Origin of the sequence: Streptomyces sp. 891-h, assembly GCF_022760275.1 — a bacterium.
Lineage (GTDB): Bacteria > Actinomycetota > Actinomycetes > Streptomycetales > Streptomycetaceae > Streptomyces > Streptomyces spirodelae.
This window is the reverse complement of record NZ_CP050693.1, coordinates 7466267-7482946: the sequence shown is the minus strand read 5'-3', so window position 1 is coordinate 7482946 and position 16680 is coordinate 7466267. Positions and strand designations below refer to the sequence as shown.

The window sequence follows — 16680 nt, the reverse complement described above, 5'->3', positions numbered from 1 at the left end:
CGCGCCACGAACGGCCCGGACGGCGCCTCGGCCTGCTGCCGGCCCTGGCCTGCGGCATCGGCCGGCTCGCCTCTCTGCGCCTTACGGTCGACGACTGAAGGTGACGGTCAGGGAGCCAAGCAGGAAGGTGAGGGCCGAGCTCATCCTGCGGCGCAGATCCTCGTGCGCGGCGGCCATCTCGGCCGTGGACCGGTCGACGGCGTCCTGGATCAGCTTCCCCGTCAGCTGAGCGAGGGCCTTGCGGCCGCCGACATACAGATCGACGACCTGACGGCGCTGCGTCACGGAGAGCCAGGGCAGTCCGGGCACACCGACGAGCGGTGCGGCGCGTCCAGCCGGACGCAAGCAGTCTCGCCGGACTGCCTCCGCGCGCCGGAGGCGCAGCTAGGGCGGCCCGGGAGGCGGTTCATTCCACGCCCTCACACGGGTTGTAGTCCTTCTTCTTGGAACAGGACTCGAACCGCTTGGCGTATTTCGTGACGGCTGATTCGAAGACCTCCTTGGAGGTGATGATCTTCCACTGTTCCTTCTCGACGCCGAAGGTGCTGTCGAACGTCAGCCGCTTCCGATCTTTGGAGAGGGTTCCGGTGACGGCCCCATAGTCGAGCAGGCCATCGAGTTCGACCATGGTGCCCGTACCACGCCCGTTGAAGTCGGTTTTTGTGCGGACCTCTTGGCCCGAGCTGTCGAAGTGCACCAGCGTGTATTTCCCGACCACCTGGCCGCCCGCGGGGAAGACCTTGAATGCCAGCATGGCGTGGAGTTCGCCATCCACGGTCATGGCGACATAGTCGCGAGGTCGCCCTGAGGGTGCCGTGCTCCCGGGCTCCGGACCATCGCGGCCATCCGCAGAACTCGTGGCCGACGCGTTCGGGACCGAGTCGGTCGCGCCTTCGGAGCCGTCGTTCCCGCAGCCCGCGAGCACGGCTGCCAGCAGCAGCGTGCATCCACCGCTTCGTAGCGCCCTCCCCGCCCCGCGTCCCAGTCCCCACATACAGCTCTCCCCGCAAAATCATCTGATCCGTGACAGCAGCGACAGACGCGGCAGTTCTGCGCGTGTGCATCCATCCCCGTCTTTGCCAGTATCACGATCGTGGCCAGACACTACGAGGGGGCAGCGCAGCCGGCATCCGGTGTTCGGTTGAACCACGAGGTAAACCTGGGCGGTACCGGGTGAACCTGAGAGGTACCCGGTGGACCGCCGACACCCCTATGAGCACGGCGGGCTTGGCAGACCGGTGCAGCCCGGCTCCACATGTGCCGCAGCAGACACGGATTCCTGATCACCGGATTCGGGTCGCTCTTGCGGCCGACCAGGACCATCCGGCTGGGAGGAGCGTCCTCGATCGGGACGGTGACGAGGTCTCTCCGCCAGGACACTCACGGCACCTGAACAGAACACGCCGACGGGACCGGAACAGGGTGCCTGCGAGCGGGAGGTCACTCGCAGGCACATCACGTCTCGCGTGAGGCTGTTCAGGCGTGTCCGGAGGACTGGTCGGTCGCACCCGGCCAGTACGCCGAAAAGGCTGCGGCAGGCTGTCGGCCGGCGTCGGTGAGTGTGCCTTCCACGTCCAGGCCGAGCTGGGTCGGAGCCGCTCCGTTCATCGGGGCGGTCACGGCATCGGCCACGACTGCGGTTTCCGTCGCTGAGGCGGAGTCGGTGGTCGGGGATGCGTCGTCGGGGCCTGCGTCCAGCGTCTCTTGTGAGGTGCGCCCGAACAGGTCGCGGAAGGCCACCGCTCCCCCGCATTCGTCGATCATCCGCTGTGTGTTCTCCTTCGCCAGCTGTACACCGGCGGCCCGCATGGACGCGCCGGTCTCGTCAGCCCGGCTCATGAGTTCCCGGACCAGCGGGCGGATCTGCGAGGCCAGTCGGCGGCACGCTCCGGTGGGGCTGACGACGTCGCCCAGAATGACCCACCACGCTCCCGCAGCAGCGCCGGTGTTCGCAATGAAATCGGGAACGACTGTGACGCCTCGGTCCTTCAGGAGTTGCTCGGCTTCGGGTGTGGTGGGTACGTTCGCCGCTTCCACCACGAGCTTCCCGCGGATACGTTCGCAGTTGGCATCCGTGATGGCGTAGGAGACAGCGGCCGGCACCAGGACGTCGGCATCCTGCTCCAACCACTCGTCGCCTGGGCGTTCCTCGTCGTCGTCACGCAGGACGGAGCGGTCGATCACGCCGGTGGTGCTCCGCGCGAGCAGCAGGTCTTCTGCATCGATGCCGCGTGACGTGTTGCGGACGAGTCCATGGGCGTCCGTGACTCCGACGATCTTCACCCCCGCGCGAGCGAGGTACAGCGCGGTCGCCCCTCCCATCGTGCCGAACCCCTGGACGACGGCGCGTGCGGACGCGGCCGGGATGCCCCGGTGGTCCAGGGCCGCCAGAGCTGCCTCCGCCACGCCGAAGCCGCCGACCAGCTCCGAGAGTTTCAACCCGTCCGTCCGGGTGGCGAAAGCCCGCTGGACGCGTGCGCGCACCTCGGCCTCGTCCGGAGCACGGACCACGGCGGCGTGAAAGGAGGTGTCCCCCAGGCCGATCTGTGCGAAAGCCAGGTCGAGCTGGTCCTGCTGCGTACCGAGATCTCCCGCGGTCACCCAGAAGCGCTCCAGCAGCGGACGGACCCCCTGGAGGAATCGCTTCCTCACCTCCTCGGCCCGGGGGTCCGCGGGGTCGAAGTCGATTCCGCCCTTGGCCCCGCCGACAGGGATGCCGAAGGCCCCCATCTTCAGGGTCATCTCCCGCGCGAGTTCAGCGACCTCGTCGAGCGTGCACCCGGTGCGCATGCGGAGGCCGCCCGTGGCGATGCCCGTCACCAGCTGGTCGATCACGACATACCCGCGGGCGGGAGTTTCGGAATCGCGCCAGGTTACTTGGAGAAAGGGTTCATGCTCGGAAGCCTGCAGCGGCGCGCCGGCAGTGTTCTGTGTCATGTGGCACTCACCCTTCCGATGATTATCCAGCTTCCGCGCACGGTTTCAGCGCGGAATCGCCCCAAGGGGCTGAAACGGCATCACTTCTGGTGGGACCGCACGGTCCTGTTCCGCCGACCAGGCGGCAATATGCACAACGATCGGGCAGGCGCATTCAGGCACGCCAAATGGCACCCGCAGGGGCTGTTCTTCGAGTGATCCCTGGAGAAGGGATTCGTGAATGTACGCAGAGAACGCATCCGGTTGCGTTGTACGTAGCGACCACTGTGAGGTCGGGATCACCCCTTGTCAAGGAGTCCCTGAGAGCGGCTCCGACGCCCGTACGGCCACACCTCTGCCCGCATCGGTGATCAGCCGAACGCGCGGTACTGTCAGGCACGTTGGGTAGCCACACCGGGAGACTCCACGCGGCCCTGGGACCGGAACGGCAACGTCGCCCCCACCGATCGGGTGACCTTCCATCCGTCCGGCGCCTTCCCCCTGCGCTACCCGCCTCACCGCGCTCCGAATTCGAGACACCCTGCTCACACATTCAGCACTGGCGTGGTGCCCGTCCGTCCACGTCCATGGATGGCAGAATTCTCCCGGCGCCTCCCGGCCTTCACGGGCAAACCTACGGTGCACGACACTCGCTTCAGAAAATAGCGAGCACCCGTCAAGGACTCCGGCTTCCGTGTGGCACGAAACCCGGACTCCGTACCGACGGGCCGCGACCGAGCCCGAGAAGCGCGACCGACAAGCACGGTACGTGGCGGTCCTTATCGGCAGCCTGGCCATGGAGCTCGTCCGGTCGACGGGCCGCGGCTGATACGGCAGAGTCTTCTCGAATGCAACGCGACATCACCTTTCCGGGCTCGCCTCGTCCGGGTGAGCGATGAGGTGGCGCACGCGGACGCACCACAGTTCGTCCACGGAGAGACGACGGCTTCAGCCAGTGGCGTAATGCACGGGACTGACGCGTGTTCGTATGCCTACGACGAGACTGCGGCGTGGCGGCGCCCGCGCGGGCAGAGCGTCAGGAAGCGCGGGGCCTGTCGGCCGGCCACGACCAGAGGGTCCTGGCCGCCCCGTGTCGACAGGGGCCGCGCAGCACACCGTCCGAACTCTCGTGACGGCAGGCGGCGGAGAATCACACTGGCGCAGTCCATCCCATACGGCGGTGCCGGACGCATCACGCGCGGTCGTGGCCGGCACCGTTGTGGGCGAGGGCGCTGGGGGTCAGGCAACCCATCGCGGGAGCCTGCTGGATGAGCGTTTCGTTGGTGAGTGCTTCCACCATGAACAACGCGAAGTCCACCCGGCGCCGTCAGGTTGCTGGCCAGCACCGGGTCGCCTCCATGGCTGCTCCACATGGGCAGGCCCTGGCTTTCCCCCTCCTCTAGACTGCTGCCGCGCACCACGGTCCACCGTGTGTCGCTGGCGAAGACCCGGCGGCACGCCTCCACCTGGTCGTCGATCTCGACGGCACGGAAGAGCTTGCCGAGCACGGCGGCGGCCCGAACGCCCTGACCGCGTGACGGCGGCTCGACGATCGCGACCATCGAGCAGACCCCGCCCCCCAAGCGCGCATGGGTGCAACATGCACGGACATGACTGCTCCCGGCGGATGCCTGCCGCGGTATCCGGTCCATCGTGCTGCGGCCTCGGCTACAGCCAGGACCACGAGTTCTTCGGCTACCACCAGTCCCTCTGAATGCATGACTTCTGGTTCCGGCGGGGCGGTTCCGACCTGATCCTTGCCACCGCTTCGACCCGCAGACATGGAGCAGGCGCCGCCGGTGCCGCACCTCGCTCGTGTCCCGTGCCCGCATGCTGTACGTTCCCTGCCCAAGGCGGTAGTGCGGAAACACATGGGGCGGAGGCGTCAGGAATGCCTGGGCGAGTGCGGTTGCACTGGCTGGTGCTGTTCGCCACCTGCGTCCTGGCCGTGGGGCACGGGTTCGCGGGAGCGGCCACGCACCTGCCGTACTACCCGGATCACGCCTTGGTCACCCATGCCGCCTCCGAACCGCAGGCGGTCGGCACAGAGCCGCCCAAGGGGCACGACGGACACGGCGACACCTCCTGCGAAATCATCACGGGCGAGTTCCCGCACTTCCAACCGGACGCGGAGGGCTTCCCCGCCGTCGCGGCGGATGATGTGCCCCTCGCTGTCCTGCCCCGCGGCGTCGCTGCTGCGTCCCGGGCTCCTCCGAAACCGTCTCTGACCGCTCTGTCGGTGCTGCAGATCTAGAAGACAGCTTCCGCATGCCGCTGTGCCTGTGCGGCGGCACGCGCACGCATCTGCTGGATTCTTCTACGCAGCACGGACGGAGAGCCATCCATGGGAACAAGGAGAAGGACCGAGACAGGTGTCAGGGCGGATGTGGGCGCAGGATGCGTCCTCGCGGCCTTCGCCTCGCTGGGTGCCGCCGCGATCCACTTCGCTTCGGTCCCGGACCACTACACCGAATGGTGGGCTGCGGGGGTGTTCTTCTGCGCCGTCGGAGCTTTCCAGGCAGGCTGGGCTCTGGCGGCCCTGAGGGCCTGCGGCAAGGTCGCCATGCTGTCGGGCCTCGTCGTCAACGCGGCCGTGATCGCGACCTGGGGGGTCAGCCGGACGGCAGGAGTGCCGCTCGGGCCCGGCGCGGGGGTGCCCGAGGGGGTGACCCGGGTGGGCGTCACGGCCACCGCCTTCGAGGTGGCTGTCTGCCTGGTGGCGCTGTGGCGGTTGCGGGGGCGTCCCGCCCGCGGCCTCGCCTCCTCGTTCCAGGCGGTCGCCCTGGCCGGTGCAGCGGGAGCCGTGGTGACCGGTCTGACGATGCCGGCGGTGGTAGGCGCGATGAGCCACGGCCACGGCCATGGCCACGGCGAGGAGTCGGCGCCGCACGACCATGACGAGGGCAATGCCGACGAGGACGAGGACAGGGCACCGCGGAGAACCGGTTCCGACCCGGAGGAGACTCCCTCCGCTGGCCAGTCGCCCACGTCCGAACCGGCCGAGGACCCCGCGGGCGAGCACGGCCACGACGGCGCACCGCACGAGCACTGAGGTCGAGACGGATTTCAGGACCGCCGGCTGCCACCGGTCCCGTGGGCGCGGGCGAACAGCGTGGACGCGGAGGCTGTGCACGGTCCTCGCCGCTGTTGCGGCGAGGACCGTGGGCTCGACCTCCAGCGAGCGGCGGCGCCGGCCTGCGAGGGACGGAGCCGAGGCGGTCTTCATCGCGGGCCGGGCGGGGAGAACGGCACATCCCCCGACGGCCCGGTCGGCCGGGCCGGTGGTGGCGGTCCTCCGGAGCTACCGCGGCGACTCGTCGCCGGGTGCCGCCGCGTACGCCTCGTTGAACGCGGCGAAGGCCCGGGCTCCGTAGATGGTCGCTGGTCCTCCGTTCATCAGGAAGGTGACACCGACGGCCTCGGCGGCTTCCTGTGGAGTCGCGCCCTCCTGGACAGCGCTGTGGGCGTGGGCGGCCATACAGCCGCCGCATTGCTTGCTGAAACGGCTACGGCGAACGCGATCAGTTCCTTGACCTTCGCGTCAAGGGCACCCGTCTGCAAAGCGGCGTCGTGCAGTTCCCGGTAGCCCCTGTAGACGTCCGGGATGGCGTGGCGCAGTTCCCGGGTGAGCGGGCGCGGCTCTTCCCGTACGGCCCTGCCGCAACTGCCGCTCATGGTGTGTTCGGCCTCCGCAGGTCGTGGGCCGTGGGTCGTCCGGGCGCTCTCAGTATGAGCCTGTCGGCGCCGTACGGCGCGAACGCTTCGTTTCGGCGTGGTTCGGCTGATGGACGAGCCCGCGAGTGGTGGTCGGCGGGGCTCGGTCAGTGGCTCTGTGCGCGGGGTTGCCGGAGGTGGGACGGCTACGGGGTTGCCGGGGCGGACGGTCGCGGGTTGCCGGGCCAGACAGTTGAGGCGTCGTCGCGGTGGGGGTCGGGCAGACGGATCTCGCGGACGGGGATGGTGCGTTCGCCTGCTGCGGTGACGGCCGTCCATGGGGCGGGATGGCCGGAGTAACTCAGGGTGGAGAGGACGAAGACACCGTCGGCGTAGACCTCGACGTACTCGCCGATGGTCAGGATGCGCAAGGCAGCCGCGGGTTGGTCCAGGACCGCCTGACCGAGCGGAACCCCGTCGGGCCCTGTCACCTTGAGCTCCTTGCCGTCGCAGCCGACGGTCAGGGCTGAGCGGTCGCCTCCCGGGGTGTCCGTGCGCAGGGTGAGCTCCACATACCCGGATATGGTCAGCTCCCCGACGGCGTGCAGTGTGGGGCGGTCCGTCTCCGCACCGAGCCAGGAGTTCAGACCGGGCCACCATTCGAGACGGGGCGCTGCGTCCGAGGGGGTGACCAGGAGTTTCGGCTGGGCGAGCATGCCGCGGCAGGGTTCGCCGGAGTCGGTGAGTCCGACGCGGCGGGGGACGGTGTGGAGCACGACGCGGGAACCGTCGGCAGCGCGGATGACGCGGGGGGCGTACGAACCGGAGGGCCCGAGGGGGCCGCGGTGGGTCCAGGGGCCGCGGAGGCGTGGAGCGGTCCACGCGTCGAAGCTGCGGGTGGCACCGACGGAGACGAGCAGCAGCCAGCTGCCGTCGTCGAGGCGTTCGAGGACGGGGCATTCCAGTTCCTCGTCGTCGCCGGGTGAGACGAGGGGCGGGTGGACGGTCCAGTGCTCCAAGTCAACGGAGGTGGCCAGGGCGACGCAGCCGCCGGCCTCGGCCGGGAGGGACGCGTCGCTGGCGCAGAGGACCATCACCCAGCCTTCCGACTCGTCGTCGGGTACGACAAAGGGGTCGCGCCAGCCCATGCGCTCGCCGGTGCGGTACCAACGCGGGTCCGCTTCGACGACGGGCCCGGTGCCGTGGCGGCGCCAGCCGGTGCCGTCGAGGCGGTCGGAGTACGCGAGCCCGACCGACTGGAGCGGTGAGCCGTCCGCCGTGAGGCCGGCGACGCCCGTGTAGAACATCACCATTCCGGCACCGTGTCGGAAGGGGTGCATGGTCCAGACCGCCTGCTGGTCGAAGCGGCCGGGCAGTCCGTTGCCGAAGACGGTGCCGTGCGGCTGCCAGTTGACCAGGTCGGTGGATGTGGCCCGGCCGTAGGAGGTTTCCATCCGCAGGTGGTCGAACTCCGCTGTCCACGGGCCCTGCAGGTGCAGCACCACATATGTGCCGTCGTCGTCATGCAGGAGCGCGAAGTCGTTCACGCAGAGGCCGGGCGGGGCGTAACGCATGCACAGGTCCTGTCGCTCACAGCGCCCAAACGTGTGCGCTGACGTTTGATAACGAAGCTGTCTCTTGAGAATCGGGCCAAGTAAATATCAGCGCAAACGCTTGCGCAACCACGGGGCCAGGTTTACGGTCACGTCACTCGCAGATCACACCGCCGTGAAGCCGATAGGAGATGCGCCGTGACGGTCAGCATCATTGACGTCGCCCGCGCCGCAGGAGTCTCGGCGTCCACCGTGTCCCGCGCGCTGCGCGGCCGGCCGGGCGTGTCGGACCAGGTGCGGGAGCAGATCACGGCCGTCGCCGCCTCGCTGGGCTACACCGCGTCGCGTTCGGCGTCCAGCCTGGCCAGCGGGCGCACCTTCACGATCGGGGTGGTGGTCCCGTACGTGGGCCGCTGGTTCTTCAGCACCGTGCTGGACGCCGCCGAGCAGGTGTTCAGCAAGGCCGGGTACGACGTGCTGCTCTACAACCTCGGCTCGCCGGAGGCACGCAAGCGCTTCTTCACCAAGCTGCCGCTGCGCAAGCGTGTGGACGCGGTGCTGTCCCTGCTGATTCCCGAAGAGGAGGAGGTCGCCGCGCTGCGCTCGCTCGGAGTGCCGCTGGCCTCGATCGTCGGGGGGCCGCTTCCCGGCTTCACGGTGGTCGGCATCGACGACCGGGCCGGCGCCGAGAGCGCCGTCCGGCATCTGGTCAACCTCGGCCATCGCAGGATCGGCATGATCTCCGGGAGCAGTGGGCCGCTGCACTGGACCACCCCCGTCGACCGGCGGCAGGCGTACCTGGACGTCCTCGCCGACTCCGGGATCGCGCACGACCCCGCCTTGGAAGCGGACGGCGACTACACCGTCAAGGGCGGCGAGCAGGCCATGACCCGGCTGCTGGCCGCGTCCCGTCCGCCGACCGCCGTGTTCGCACAGTCCGACGAGATGGCGATGGGCGCACTGCGCGCCCTGCGGCGGCACCGGCTGAGGGCGCCGGACGACGTGTCCGTCATCGGCTTCGACGACCACGAACTGGCCGACGTGCTCGGACTGACCACCATCGCCCAGCCCGTCGCGGGCCAAGGCTCAGAGGCCGCCGAACTGTTGCTGCAACAGCTCAGCGAGCCGGACGCCGAACCACCGGGGCAGGTGCGGATGCCCATTCACCTCGTCCTCCGCGAAACCACCGCCCCGCCCAACCCCCGCCGACCCCAGTAACCCCTCTCCCCCACAGCATCCCCGGCCCCGCTGCCCCAGCCCCACACGCCGGGGAGCACACCAGCAGCTCGCACCCTCACCCGCACCCACGCACGGAGGCACCAACCATGTTCACCAGCAACAGAAGGCACCGTCACGCGGTCTGTAAGGGCCTGGCCCTCGCCCTGCCTGCGGCGGCGCTGGCCGCCTGCGGTGGAGGCGGAAGCACGGACGTCTCCGCGGAGGCCGGCAGCGGCAAGGGCACGATAAGCGTCTGGGCCCATCAGGGCCAGAAGAGCGAGGCCACCGCGATGCAGAACGCGGTGAAGTCGTTCAACTCCTCACAGAGCAAGATCAAGGCCGAACTGAAGCTGATACCCGACAAGGACTACACCAAGACGATCACCACCACGGACGCCTCCAAGCTGCCGGATGTCATGGAGTTCGACGGCCCGACCATGGCGAACTTCGTCTACAACAAGAAGCTCGCTCCCATCGACAGCTATGTCTCCGCCAAGACCATGAAGAATGCCACCAAGGCGAACAAGGCCCAGGGCGCGATCGGCAAGAAGACCTACGGCCTGGGCATGTACGACTCCGGGCTCGGTATCTACGGCAACAAGAAGCTGCTGGACGCGGCGGGGGTGAAGTACCCCAAGGGAGAGTCCGGCAGCTGGTCGGCGAAGGAGTTCACCGCCGCGCTCAAGGCGCTGAAGGCCAAGGACTCCGACGGCAAGACCCTCGACCTCCAGGAGAACGTCGGCTATGGCAGCGAGTGGGGCACCTACGGCTTCTCGCCGATCGTCTGGTCGGCCGGGGGCTCGCTGCTGAAGGACGGAAAGGCGGCCGGGGCTCTCGACAGTCCCGCGGTGGTCGACGCCATGAAGACCTTCCAGTCCTGGAAGACCTACGTCGATCCCAACACCGACAGCAAGGCGTTCACCAAAGGCCGTGTTGCGCTGAGCTGGGTCGGCCACTGGATGTACCCCGACTACAGCAAGGCCCTCGGCGACGATCTGGTCGTTCTGCCGCTGCCCGACTTCGGCAACGGGACCAAGACCGGCCAGGGCTCGTGGGCCTGGGGAATCGGCGCCGACACCAAGAACGCCAAGGCAGCCGGCGCCTTCCTCGACTACCTGATGAAGGACACCAACGTCACCGCGATGACGAAGGCCAACGGAGCGGTGCCCGCCACCAGGACGGCGCTCGCCAAGAGCCCGCTGTACAAGACCGGCGGCCCGCTCGAGCTCTTCGCCGACCAGCTCGGAAAGCCGTGTGGTGACACCCGGATCACCGAGTCCTGCGTCGCCGTCACCCGCCCGGTGACCGCCGGATACCCCGTGATCACGTCGAAGTTCAGCGGGGCGTTGAACTCCATTTACGGCGGGGCCGACCCCAAGAAGGCGTTGGCCAAGGCCGCCCGCGCCATCGACCGGGACTTCTCGGACAACGCCGGCTACAAGATCCCGTAGACCGCAGAACGCATCGGCGGCGGGACGGCACAGGCGAAGCGTGCCGTCCCGCCGGGAACAGGACCCACCCGTGAATTCCGTGGATTCCGCCCGGCCCACGCTCCCAGGCGGGGAGCAGGACCCACCCATCATCTCCGAGAACCCGACGCGGTCCGGGCGCCCGGTACGAGCCAAGCGCCCGACGCGTTCTGTACGGAAGAACCGCGACTGGATGCACGGACTGGCGATGTCCGCACCGGCCGTCGTCGGGCTCATCGTCTTCGTCGGTGTGCCGTTCGGTTACGCCGTGGTGCTCTCCTTCTACAACGTGCGGCTCGGCTCGCCGCTGGCGCCGTCGTTCTTCGGTCTGGAGCAGTACCGGCGGCTGTTCACCGACCCCGATCTGTCGGGCCCGTTCCTGCGGGCGCTGCTCAACAACCTGACCTTCGCCGGGGTCGTCGTACCGCTGCAGACCGCCCTCGCCCTGGCGCTGGCGATCCTGCTGAACCGCAAGCTGAAAGCCATCGGCCTCTTCCGGTCCTTCTTCTTCATGCCGGTGGTCTTCCCCATGGCGCTGGTCGCCGTGATCTGGCGGCTGATCCTCGCCCGCAGCGATCAGGGCATGCTCAACTCCGCCCTGGACCTGGTGAGTTTCGGCAACTGGGGTGCCTTCAGCTGGCTCGGCGACGCCACCACGGCCATGGCCTCGATCATCGTGCTCTCCGTCTGGCAGGGCGTCGGCTTCCAGATGGTCATTCTGCTCGCCGGGCTCCAGCAGATCCCCACCGAGCTCTACGAAGCGGCCCGGCTCGACCGCGCCACGCGCTGGCAGCAGTTCCGCCATGTCACCCTGCCCGGCATCCGCGGCACCCTCGTGTTCGTCGCCATGCTCACCTCGGTGCTGTCCTTCCGGGTCTTCGATCAGGTGTACATCCTCGTCCGCGGCGGCGGCCTCGACGAGGACGCCACTCGCACTGTGATGTACCAGGCCGTCACCACCGCCTTCGACCAGAACAACATCGGCCAGGCCTCGGCGATCACCGTCGTCTTCTTCCTGATCGTCGTCGCCCTGACGCTCGTCCAGCGCCGCGTCGTCCGGCCCGGAAACGAGGACTGACCCATGGCCACGCCCCGCACACACCTGCGCCGCCTCATGGACTACGCCGTACTCAGCGTGCTGGCGTTCGTCTTCACGCTGCCCGTGACCTACCTGTTCCTGGGCAGCCTCAAGCCCTCCGACGAGGTGCTCAACGGCCTGTCCGGTTTCCTCCCCACCCACCTGTCCTTCGACAACTACTCCGCCGTCCTCGACGCCCTCAGCTCCGAGAGCACCGGCTATTTCTGGCGCTTCATGGGCGTCTCGCTGCTGCTGGCCTTCGTGGTGGTGACGGGGGGCCTGCTCGTCAACTCGATGGCCGCGTACGGACTGTCACGGCTGAAGTGGCGAGGCCGGGAAGCGGTCATGACCCTCATCCTGCTGCTGATGCTGATCCCGTTCGAGTCGGTGGCCGTCCCGCTGTTCTACATGTTCAACGACCAGCGGAACACACTGCTCATCCAGGCGCTTCCGTTCATCGCCAACGCCTTCTCCGTCTACCAGTTCCATACGTTCTTCCGCTCGATCCCCCCGAGCATCGAGGAAGCGGCCCGCATCGACGGCGCCGGCCCCTGGCGTACCTTCTTCGCCATCATCGTCCCGATGAGCAAGCCCGCGTTCGCCTCCGTCGCCATCCTCACCTTCCTGATCCAGTGGGGCTCCTTCCTGTGGCCGGTCCTGATGGTGTCCGACCCCTCGGTCCGCCCCCTCCCGCTGGAGATGAGCGTCTTCCAGGGCCAAGAGCCGCTCGACTGGGGCCAGACCCTTGCCTTTGGCGTACTCCTGGTCCTGCCCGTCCTCGTTGTTTTCGCCTTCTTCCAGCGCTGGTTCGTCCAGGGCGTCGCCAGCTCCGCGATAAAAGGGTGAGTACCGGCGACCGTTGAAAGCGGCTGGACAAGCTCCACACGGGCAACAGCTACGGAGGCCCGGAGCAAAGCGGGCGCAGGCCCCGGTGATCACGGAGTGCGAAGCTCTGTGATCACCGGGGGCCTGTCCGTTGGGCTGCCATCCTGTCCGGCGGATCAAGTGACCGTCGTGGTGCTGTACCGACTGCGCACTGGAGTGCCATGACGGGGGTCTACCTGACCTCCTGTCGGGCCATCAGCCCGCCGCCGAGGTTCGAGCGAAGGAACGGAGTCGAGCGGACGATCAACGTGTTGAAGAACTCCCGGGCAGTGGCCACGAGGTTCGACAAGCGCGGCTACGTCTTCCACGGCATCGTCACCGTTGCCTCGATCCGACTCCGGCTCCGCCCGTGCTCTGCGCCGGAGCTAGGGCATGCTTGAGATTTTGATCTTCAACGTGAAATGACCTTCGGATGGCTCGTGGAGATCTCACGGACGAGAAGTGGGTGCTGGAGGCGGTGCTACCTCCGTGGCCGGCGATGGGGGCGCAAGCCGCGGGATCGGCGGCAGGTCTTCGACGGGATCTGGTGGCGGGCCAGGACCGGTTCGCCCTGGCGGGATGTGCCGGAGCGGTACGCGCCGTGGGGGACGGCGAATTCGGCGTCCCGACGCTGGTAGGTCGACGGGACCTGGGCCCGTATTCTGAAGAAGTTGCAGGTCAAGGCGGATGCTGCCGGGGCTCGGAAAAGGGGGGCCGTCATCCTGGCGGGACGGGTGGCCAGGGGCTGGCGTCCGAGCTTGATGACCACGGCATCGGCCGCTCGCGTGCCGGCCTGGCCACGGAGATCCATCTCGCCGTCGACTCTTGATTCCACGTCCTGGCTACAGCCGTCACCGCCGGACAGCTAGGCGACGCCCCGCTGTTCACCGAGGTGATCAGCCGCATCCGGATACCCCGACCCGGCGGAGGCCGCCCGCGAACCCGGCGCACTCACGTCCTCGCCGACCGGGCGTGCTCCTCCCGCGAGATCCGCGAGTATCTGCGCCGGCGGCAGATCCCGCAGACCATCCCGGAGAAGCGTGACCAGCCCGGACACCGCCGTAGCCGGGGCTCGGCAGGCGGTCGCCCGCCCGGCTTCGACCGCGAGAGGTACAAGGCCAGGCATAAGGTCGAGTGCCGGATCGGACTCCTGAAACAATCCCGAGGTGTCGCGACCCGCTGTGACAAGCTGGCCTTCCGCTACGAAGCGACCGTCCAACTCACCTTGATACGGCAGTCGCTGTGACCCGTTGCAGGCTCACCCTAAAAGGCCCGGTCGAGGGCCTGAGTCAGTGCGACCGGGGTGATTTCGAGGCGGTCGAAGCGCCAGCCTTCCTCGGAGCGGCGGGCTCCGTAATGGTGGATCGCGGCCGCGATCGCCTCCGTCTTGTCGTCGATGACGAAGACGGCGATGTCGTGGGCCCGCGCCGTGGCCGTCTCGCCGTCGATCTCGATGACGAGGTTGGATTTGTTGTGCAGGGTGCGGGTGTAGTCGTCATGGCGCGCGCGGACGAGCTCGATGAGCGCCTCGATGCCGTGGACCTCCCCGCGGAGGGACTTGACGACGACGTCTGGGGTGAAGAGCCGGTCGGTCTCGTCATAGCGGCCCTCGTCGATCCACAGGCTGTGGCGGGCGACCAGGTCGGCCAGTTCGGTGCGGTCAGCGAGCTCGCGGATCAGGGTTTCGGTGCTGGTCATGACGCTCCCCTTCGAAGAGTTAGAGGCACTAACGTTCGCCTCACTAACGAATCTATTTCGTTAGTGCCTCTAACGCAAGCGGGTAGAGTGTCAGCATGGAGACCGGCGACGAGCTGCGATTCGACCGCAGCAACGAGACCCCGGAACGGCTCAAGGGCCAGCTCTCGCGACTCGTCGGGATGACGGCTGCCCAGACACGGCGCGTCGCGGGCGACGCACTCCAGGCGGTGGGCGCACACAAGGACCATTTCGTGGTGCTCGCCGCCCTCGCCGAGTTCGGCCCCGCGAGCCAGGCGGCCCTGTCCGGCCGCACCCGGATCTACAAGAGCGATCTCGTTTCAGTTCTCAACGACCTCGCGGACGACGGCTGGGTCCGTCGCGCCCCCGACCCGGCCGACAAGCGCCGCAACGTCATCACCATCACCGACGAAGGCGAGTGCCGCCTCGACGAGCTCACTCGTGTACTCGACGGCGTCAATGAACACATCATGGCCCCGCTCGCCCGCGACGAGCGCGCGCAGCTGTTCGACCTGCTCGGCCGTGTCAACGCGCACCTCGACGACGAGCCGGACCAATAACCGAAAACTTACGCATTCTCAAACACGGCCTAGTCGCCGGTCGTGCCGTCGAGCATCTCGCGCAGGATGTCCAGGTGGCCGTTGTGGCGGGCCGTCTCCTCGGTGAGGTGGAGGAGGATCCAGCGCAGGTCGACGTGGAGGCCGTTGCGCACGGCTCGTTGGGCCTGCTTACCCAGGCCGTTCCCGGCGACCAGTTCGCGGTAGTGGGCGCTCTGTTCGGCGTATTCGTCGAGCACCTGCGTGAGCGGGAAGTCGACGGCGATACGCATCTCGCGGTCGGGGTCCTCCTCGGTCCAGGGACCCCGGTCTTCCTCGCCGAGGAAGACCACTTGGAACCAGTAGTACTCGACCCAGCGGAGGTGGTTGATCACTCCGCTCATGGTCATCAGCGGTGAGCCCAGCAGGAGCGCCTTGCGTGCGTTCTCCGCAGAGACGCCATCGCACTTGGCGCGGGCGGTGTCACGTGCGTAGTCGAGAAACGTGGTGAGCTGGGTGCGCTCGTCCCACGCGGGCGGCGTGTCGTCGATTCTGGTCATCGCGCGAAGCGTCCCCGATCACCGCGACCTATGTCGAGGCATTTAAGACGGGCCCAACCTGCTCCATCCGGATCCTTGTCCGGCGGGTTGCCAGAACGCTTCAGCACTGGTTGGGCCGCCCAGCATGATCCGCCGGGCAGGCCTGGTGTGCTGAGTCGTCAATTCGTCGGCAGTAGGCGGTGAGGGTCTCTCTCCGACTGTCACACGTGACTGCGACACTCTGCGCCCATGACGACACCACCACGCTGGACCGACGACCTGTTCCCGTTCCCCACCCCACCCGCACTTGCCAAGGTGATCGACATCGTCTGGGAGGAGGAGTTCCTCATGAGGGACCTGTACGAGGAGGGCCTGTACGACACCGGCCGCGTGCAGGGCAGTCTTGCCTTGCCCTTCGATCTGTGCGAGGTCCCCCTCGCGCCTCAGGGGTGGGAGTACTGCTACGCGGGAGAAGTGTTCCGCCGACACCACATACCATTCATGTCCGTACCGGAACTCCTGCCCTTCGCGGACCTTGGCACCGGTACCTGCATCGGATGGGTGGTCCCCGCGCCGGAACTCGGGCACACCGACCATCCCGTTGCTTCCTTCGGCCACAAGGAGCCGTGCGTCATCGGCCGGAACACTCTGGACGGCCTCACCTTTCTGCTCTCCCTCGCCCTGCGCAGCGGAGAAGATTGCCGCCGTACCCGGGTGGCACGCTTGTCGGCCGAACTTGGCATCCACCCCACCCCGGAGTACGGCGTCACTCCCGACGGCTGCGACGCGGAGGTCCCCCTCGATCTCGCGCCGCCGGCCGGCTGGCGCCACGAACCCGATCCGTCCGGCATCGGTATCGGCGTCCTCGCACCGAACGACGCCTTCGCCGACGAGTACCCCTCCTTCACCGGGGAGACGGACACCATCCTGGCCGACGCCTCCCGGATGCTCGATGCGGGCCGTCCGGCGAGTGCTCTTCTGGGACTCACAGCTGCCTACCACGAGGATCCACTGGGCCTCCCGGACCTCCACCCTTTGTGGGCCCGTGCTTACGACGATCTCGACCGTCCTTTGTTCCGTGAACGTCTCGACGTCATGCTGGAGGACCACCAGCAGGCTTTCTAACGCTGTGAGGAA

Annotated in this window: 16 protein-coding genes and 1 pseudogene; 10 read left to right on the top strand and 7 right to left on the bottom strand. The window is 67.9% G+C overall.

Annotated elements, in window-relative coordinates:
- Window positions 1–81: 81 nt before the first annotated feature.
- From HC362_RS33240 to HC362_RS33230, 3 genes are all read right to left on the bottom strand, one after another.
- Window positions 82–285 carry a hypothetical protein gene (locus HC362_RS33240; RefSeq protein ID WP_243088052.1) on the bottom strand — a complete coding sequence of 68 codons (204 nt, stop codon included), beginning with the start codon at window positions 283–285 and terminating at the stop codon, window positions 82–84.
- Window positions 286–406: 121 nt separating this feature from the next.
- Entirely contained in the window at window positions 407–781 is a 375-nt protein-coding gene (locus tag HC362_RS33235; RefSeq protein ID WP_243088051.1) for a hypothetical protein, read from the bottom strand.
- A gap of 695 nt (window positions 782–1476) precedes the next feature.
- A complete protein-coding gene (locus tag HC362_RS33230; protein WP_279240166.1) occupies window positions 1477–2937 on the bottom strand; it encodes a Glu/Leu/Phe/Val dehydrogenase dimerization domain-containing protein in 1461 nt (486 codons plus the stop codon).
- Here HC362_RS33230 and HC362_RS33225 point away from each other — a divergent pair.
- The 3 genes from HC362_RS33225 (at window position 2893) to HC362_RS33215 (ending at window position 5968) form a co-directional block, all read left to right on the top strand.
- Window positions 2893–3135, top strand: coding sequence for a hypothetical protein (locus HC362_RS33225; protein ID WP_243088049.1), 243 nt, complete (start codon window positions 2893–2895; stop codon window positions 3133–3135). The two genes, HC362_RS33230 and HC362_RS33225, sit on opposite strands and share 45 nt — an antisense overlap.
- Window positions 3136–4807: 1672 nt before the next feature.
- Window positions 4808–5170 carry a hypothetical protein gene (locus HC362_RS33220; protein WP_243088048.1) on the top strand — a complete coding sequence of 121 codons (363 nt, stop codon included), beginning with the start codon at window positions 4808–4810 and terminating at the stop codon, window positions 5168–5170.
- Between the two features lie 132 nt (window positions 5171–5302).
- Window positions 5303–5968 carry a hypothetical protein gene (locus tag HC362_RS33215; RefSeq protein WP_243088047.1) on the top strand — a complete coding sequence of 222 codons (666 nt, stop codon included), beginning with the start codon at window positions 5303–5305 and terminating at the stop codon, window positions 5966–5968.
- A gap of 249 nt (window positions 5969–6217) precedes the next feature.
- On the opposite strand, the gene HC362_RS35000 is transcribed toward HC362_RS33215, so the two are convergent.
- A complete protein-coding gene (locus HC362_RS35000) occupies window positions 6218–6394 on the bottom strand; it encodes a hypothetical protein (protein ID WP_279240165.1) in 177 nt (58 codons plus the stop codon).
- Between the two features lie 382 nt (window positions 6395–6776).
- Entirely contained in the window at window positions 6777–8144 is a 1368-nt protein-coding gene (locus tag HC362_RS33205) for a mucin-1 (protein WP_243088046.1), read from the bottom strand.
- Window positions 8145–8321: 177 nt separating this feature from the next.
- Between HC362_RS33205 and HC362_RS33200 the strand changes: the two genes are divergently transcribed.
- The 5 genes and pseudogenes from HC362_RS33200 (at window position 8322) to HC362_RS33180 (ending at window position 13998) form a co-directional block, all read left to right on the top strand.
- Entirely contained in the window at window positions 8322–9341 is a 1020-nt protein-coding gene (locus HC362_RS33200) for a LacI family DNA-binding transcriptional regulator (protein ID WP_243088045.1), read from the top strand.
- A gap of 107 nt (window positions 9342–9448) precedes the next feature.
- Window positions 9449–10792, top strand: a complete 1344-nt coding sequence (locus HC362_RS33195) for an extracellular solute-binding protein (protein WP_243088044.1) — start codon at window positions 9449–9451, stop codon at window positions 10790–10792.
- A gap of 226 nt (window positions 10793–11018) precedes the next feature.
- Entirely contained in the window at window positions 11019–11888 is an 870-nt protein-coding gene (locus tag HC362_RS33190; RefSeq protein WP_243088043.1) for a sugar ABC transporter permease, read from the top strand.
- A gap of 3 nt (window positions 11889–11891) precedes the next feature.
- Window positions 11892–12734 carry a carbohydrate ABC transporter permease gene (locus HC362_RS33185; RefSeq protein ID WP_243088042.1) on the top strand — a complete coding sequence of 281 codons (843 nt, stop codon included), beginning with the start codon at window positions 11892–11894 and terminating at the stop codon, window positions 12732–12734.
- 451 nt (window positions 12735–13185) lie between these two features.
- A pseudogene (locus HC362_RS33180) lies at window positions 13186–13998 on the top strand (IS5 family transposase).
- Window positions 13999–14015: 17 nt separating this feature from the next.
- Here the strand turns inward: HC362_RS33180 and HC362_RS33175 are convergent.
- The gene (locus tag HC362_RS33175; RefSeq protein WP_243088041.1) at window positions 14016–14450 is read right to left on the bottom strand and encodes a nuclear transport factor 2 family protein; all 435 of its coding nucleotides are present in this window, start codon (window positions 14448–14450) and stop codon (window positions 14016–14018) included.
- A gap of 95 nt (window positions 14451–14545) precedes the next feature.
- Between HC362_RS33175 and HC362_RS33170 the strand changes: the two genes are divergently transcribed.
- Window positions 14546–15028 carry a MarR family transcriptional regulator gene (locus HC362_RS33170; protein ID WP_243088040.1) on the top strand — a complete coding sequence of 161 codons (483 nt, stop codon included), beginning with the start codon at window positions 14546–14548 and terminating at the stop codon, window positions 15026–15028.
- Window positions 15029–15057: 29 nt separating this feature from the next.
- On the opposite strand, the gene HC362_RS33165 is transcribed toward HC362_RS33170, so the two are convergent.
- Entirely contained in the window at window positions 15058–15564 is a 507-nt protein-coding gene (locus HC362_RS33165) for a DinB family protein (protein ID WP_243088039.1), read from the bottom strand.
- A gap of 228 nt (window positions 15565–15792) precedes the next feature.
- Here HC362_RS33165 and HC362_RS33160 point away from each other — a divergent pair, with 228 nt between their 5' ends.
- Entirely contained in the window at window positions 15793–16668 is an 876-nt protein-coding gene (locus HC362_RS33160) for a hypothetical protein (protein ID WP_243088038.1), read from the top strand.
- The last annotated feature ends 12 nt before the right edge of the window (window positions 16669–16680 follow it).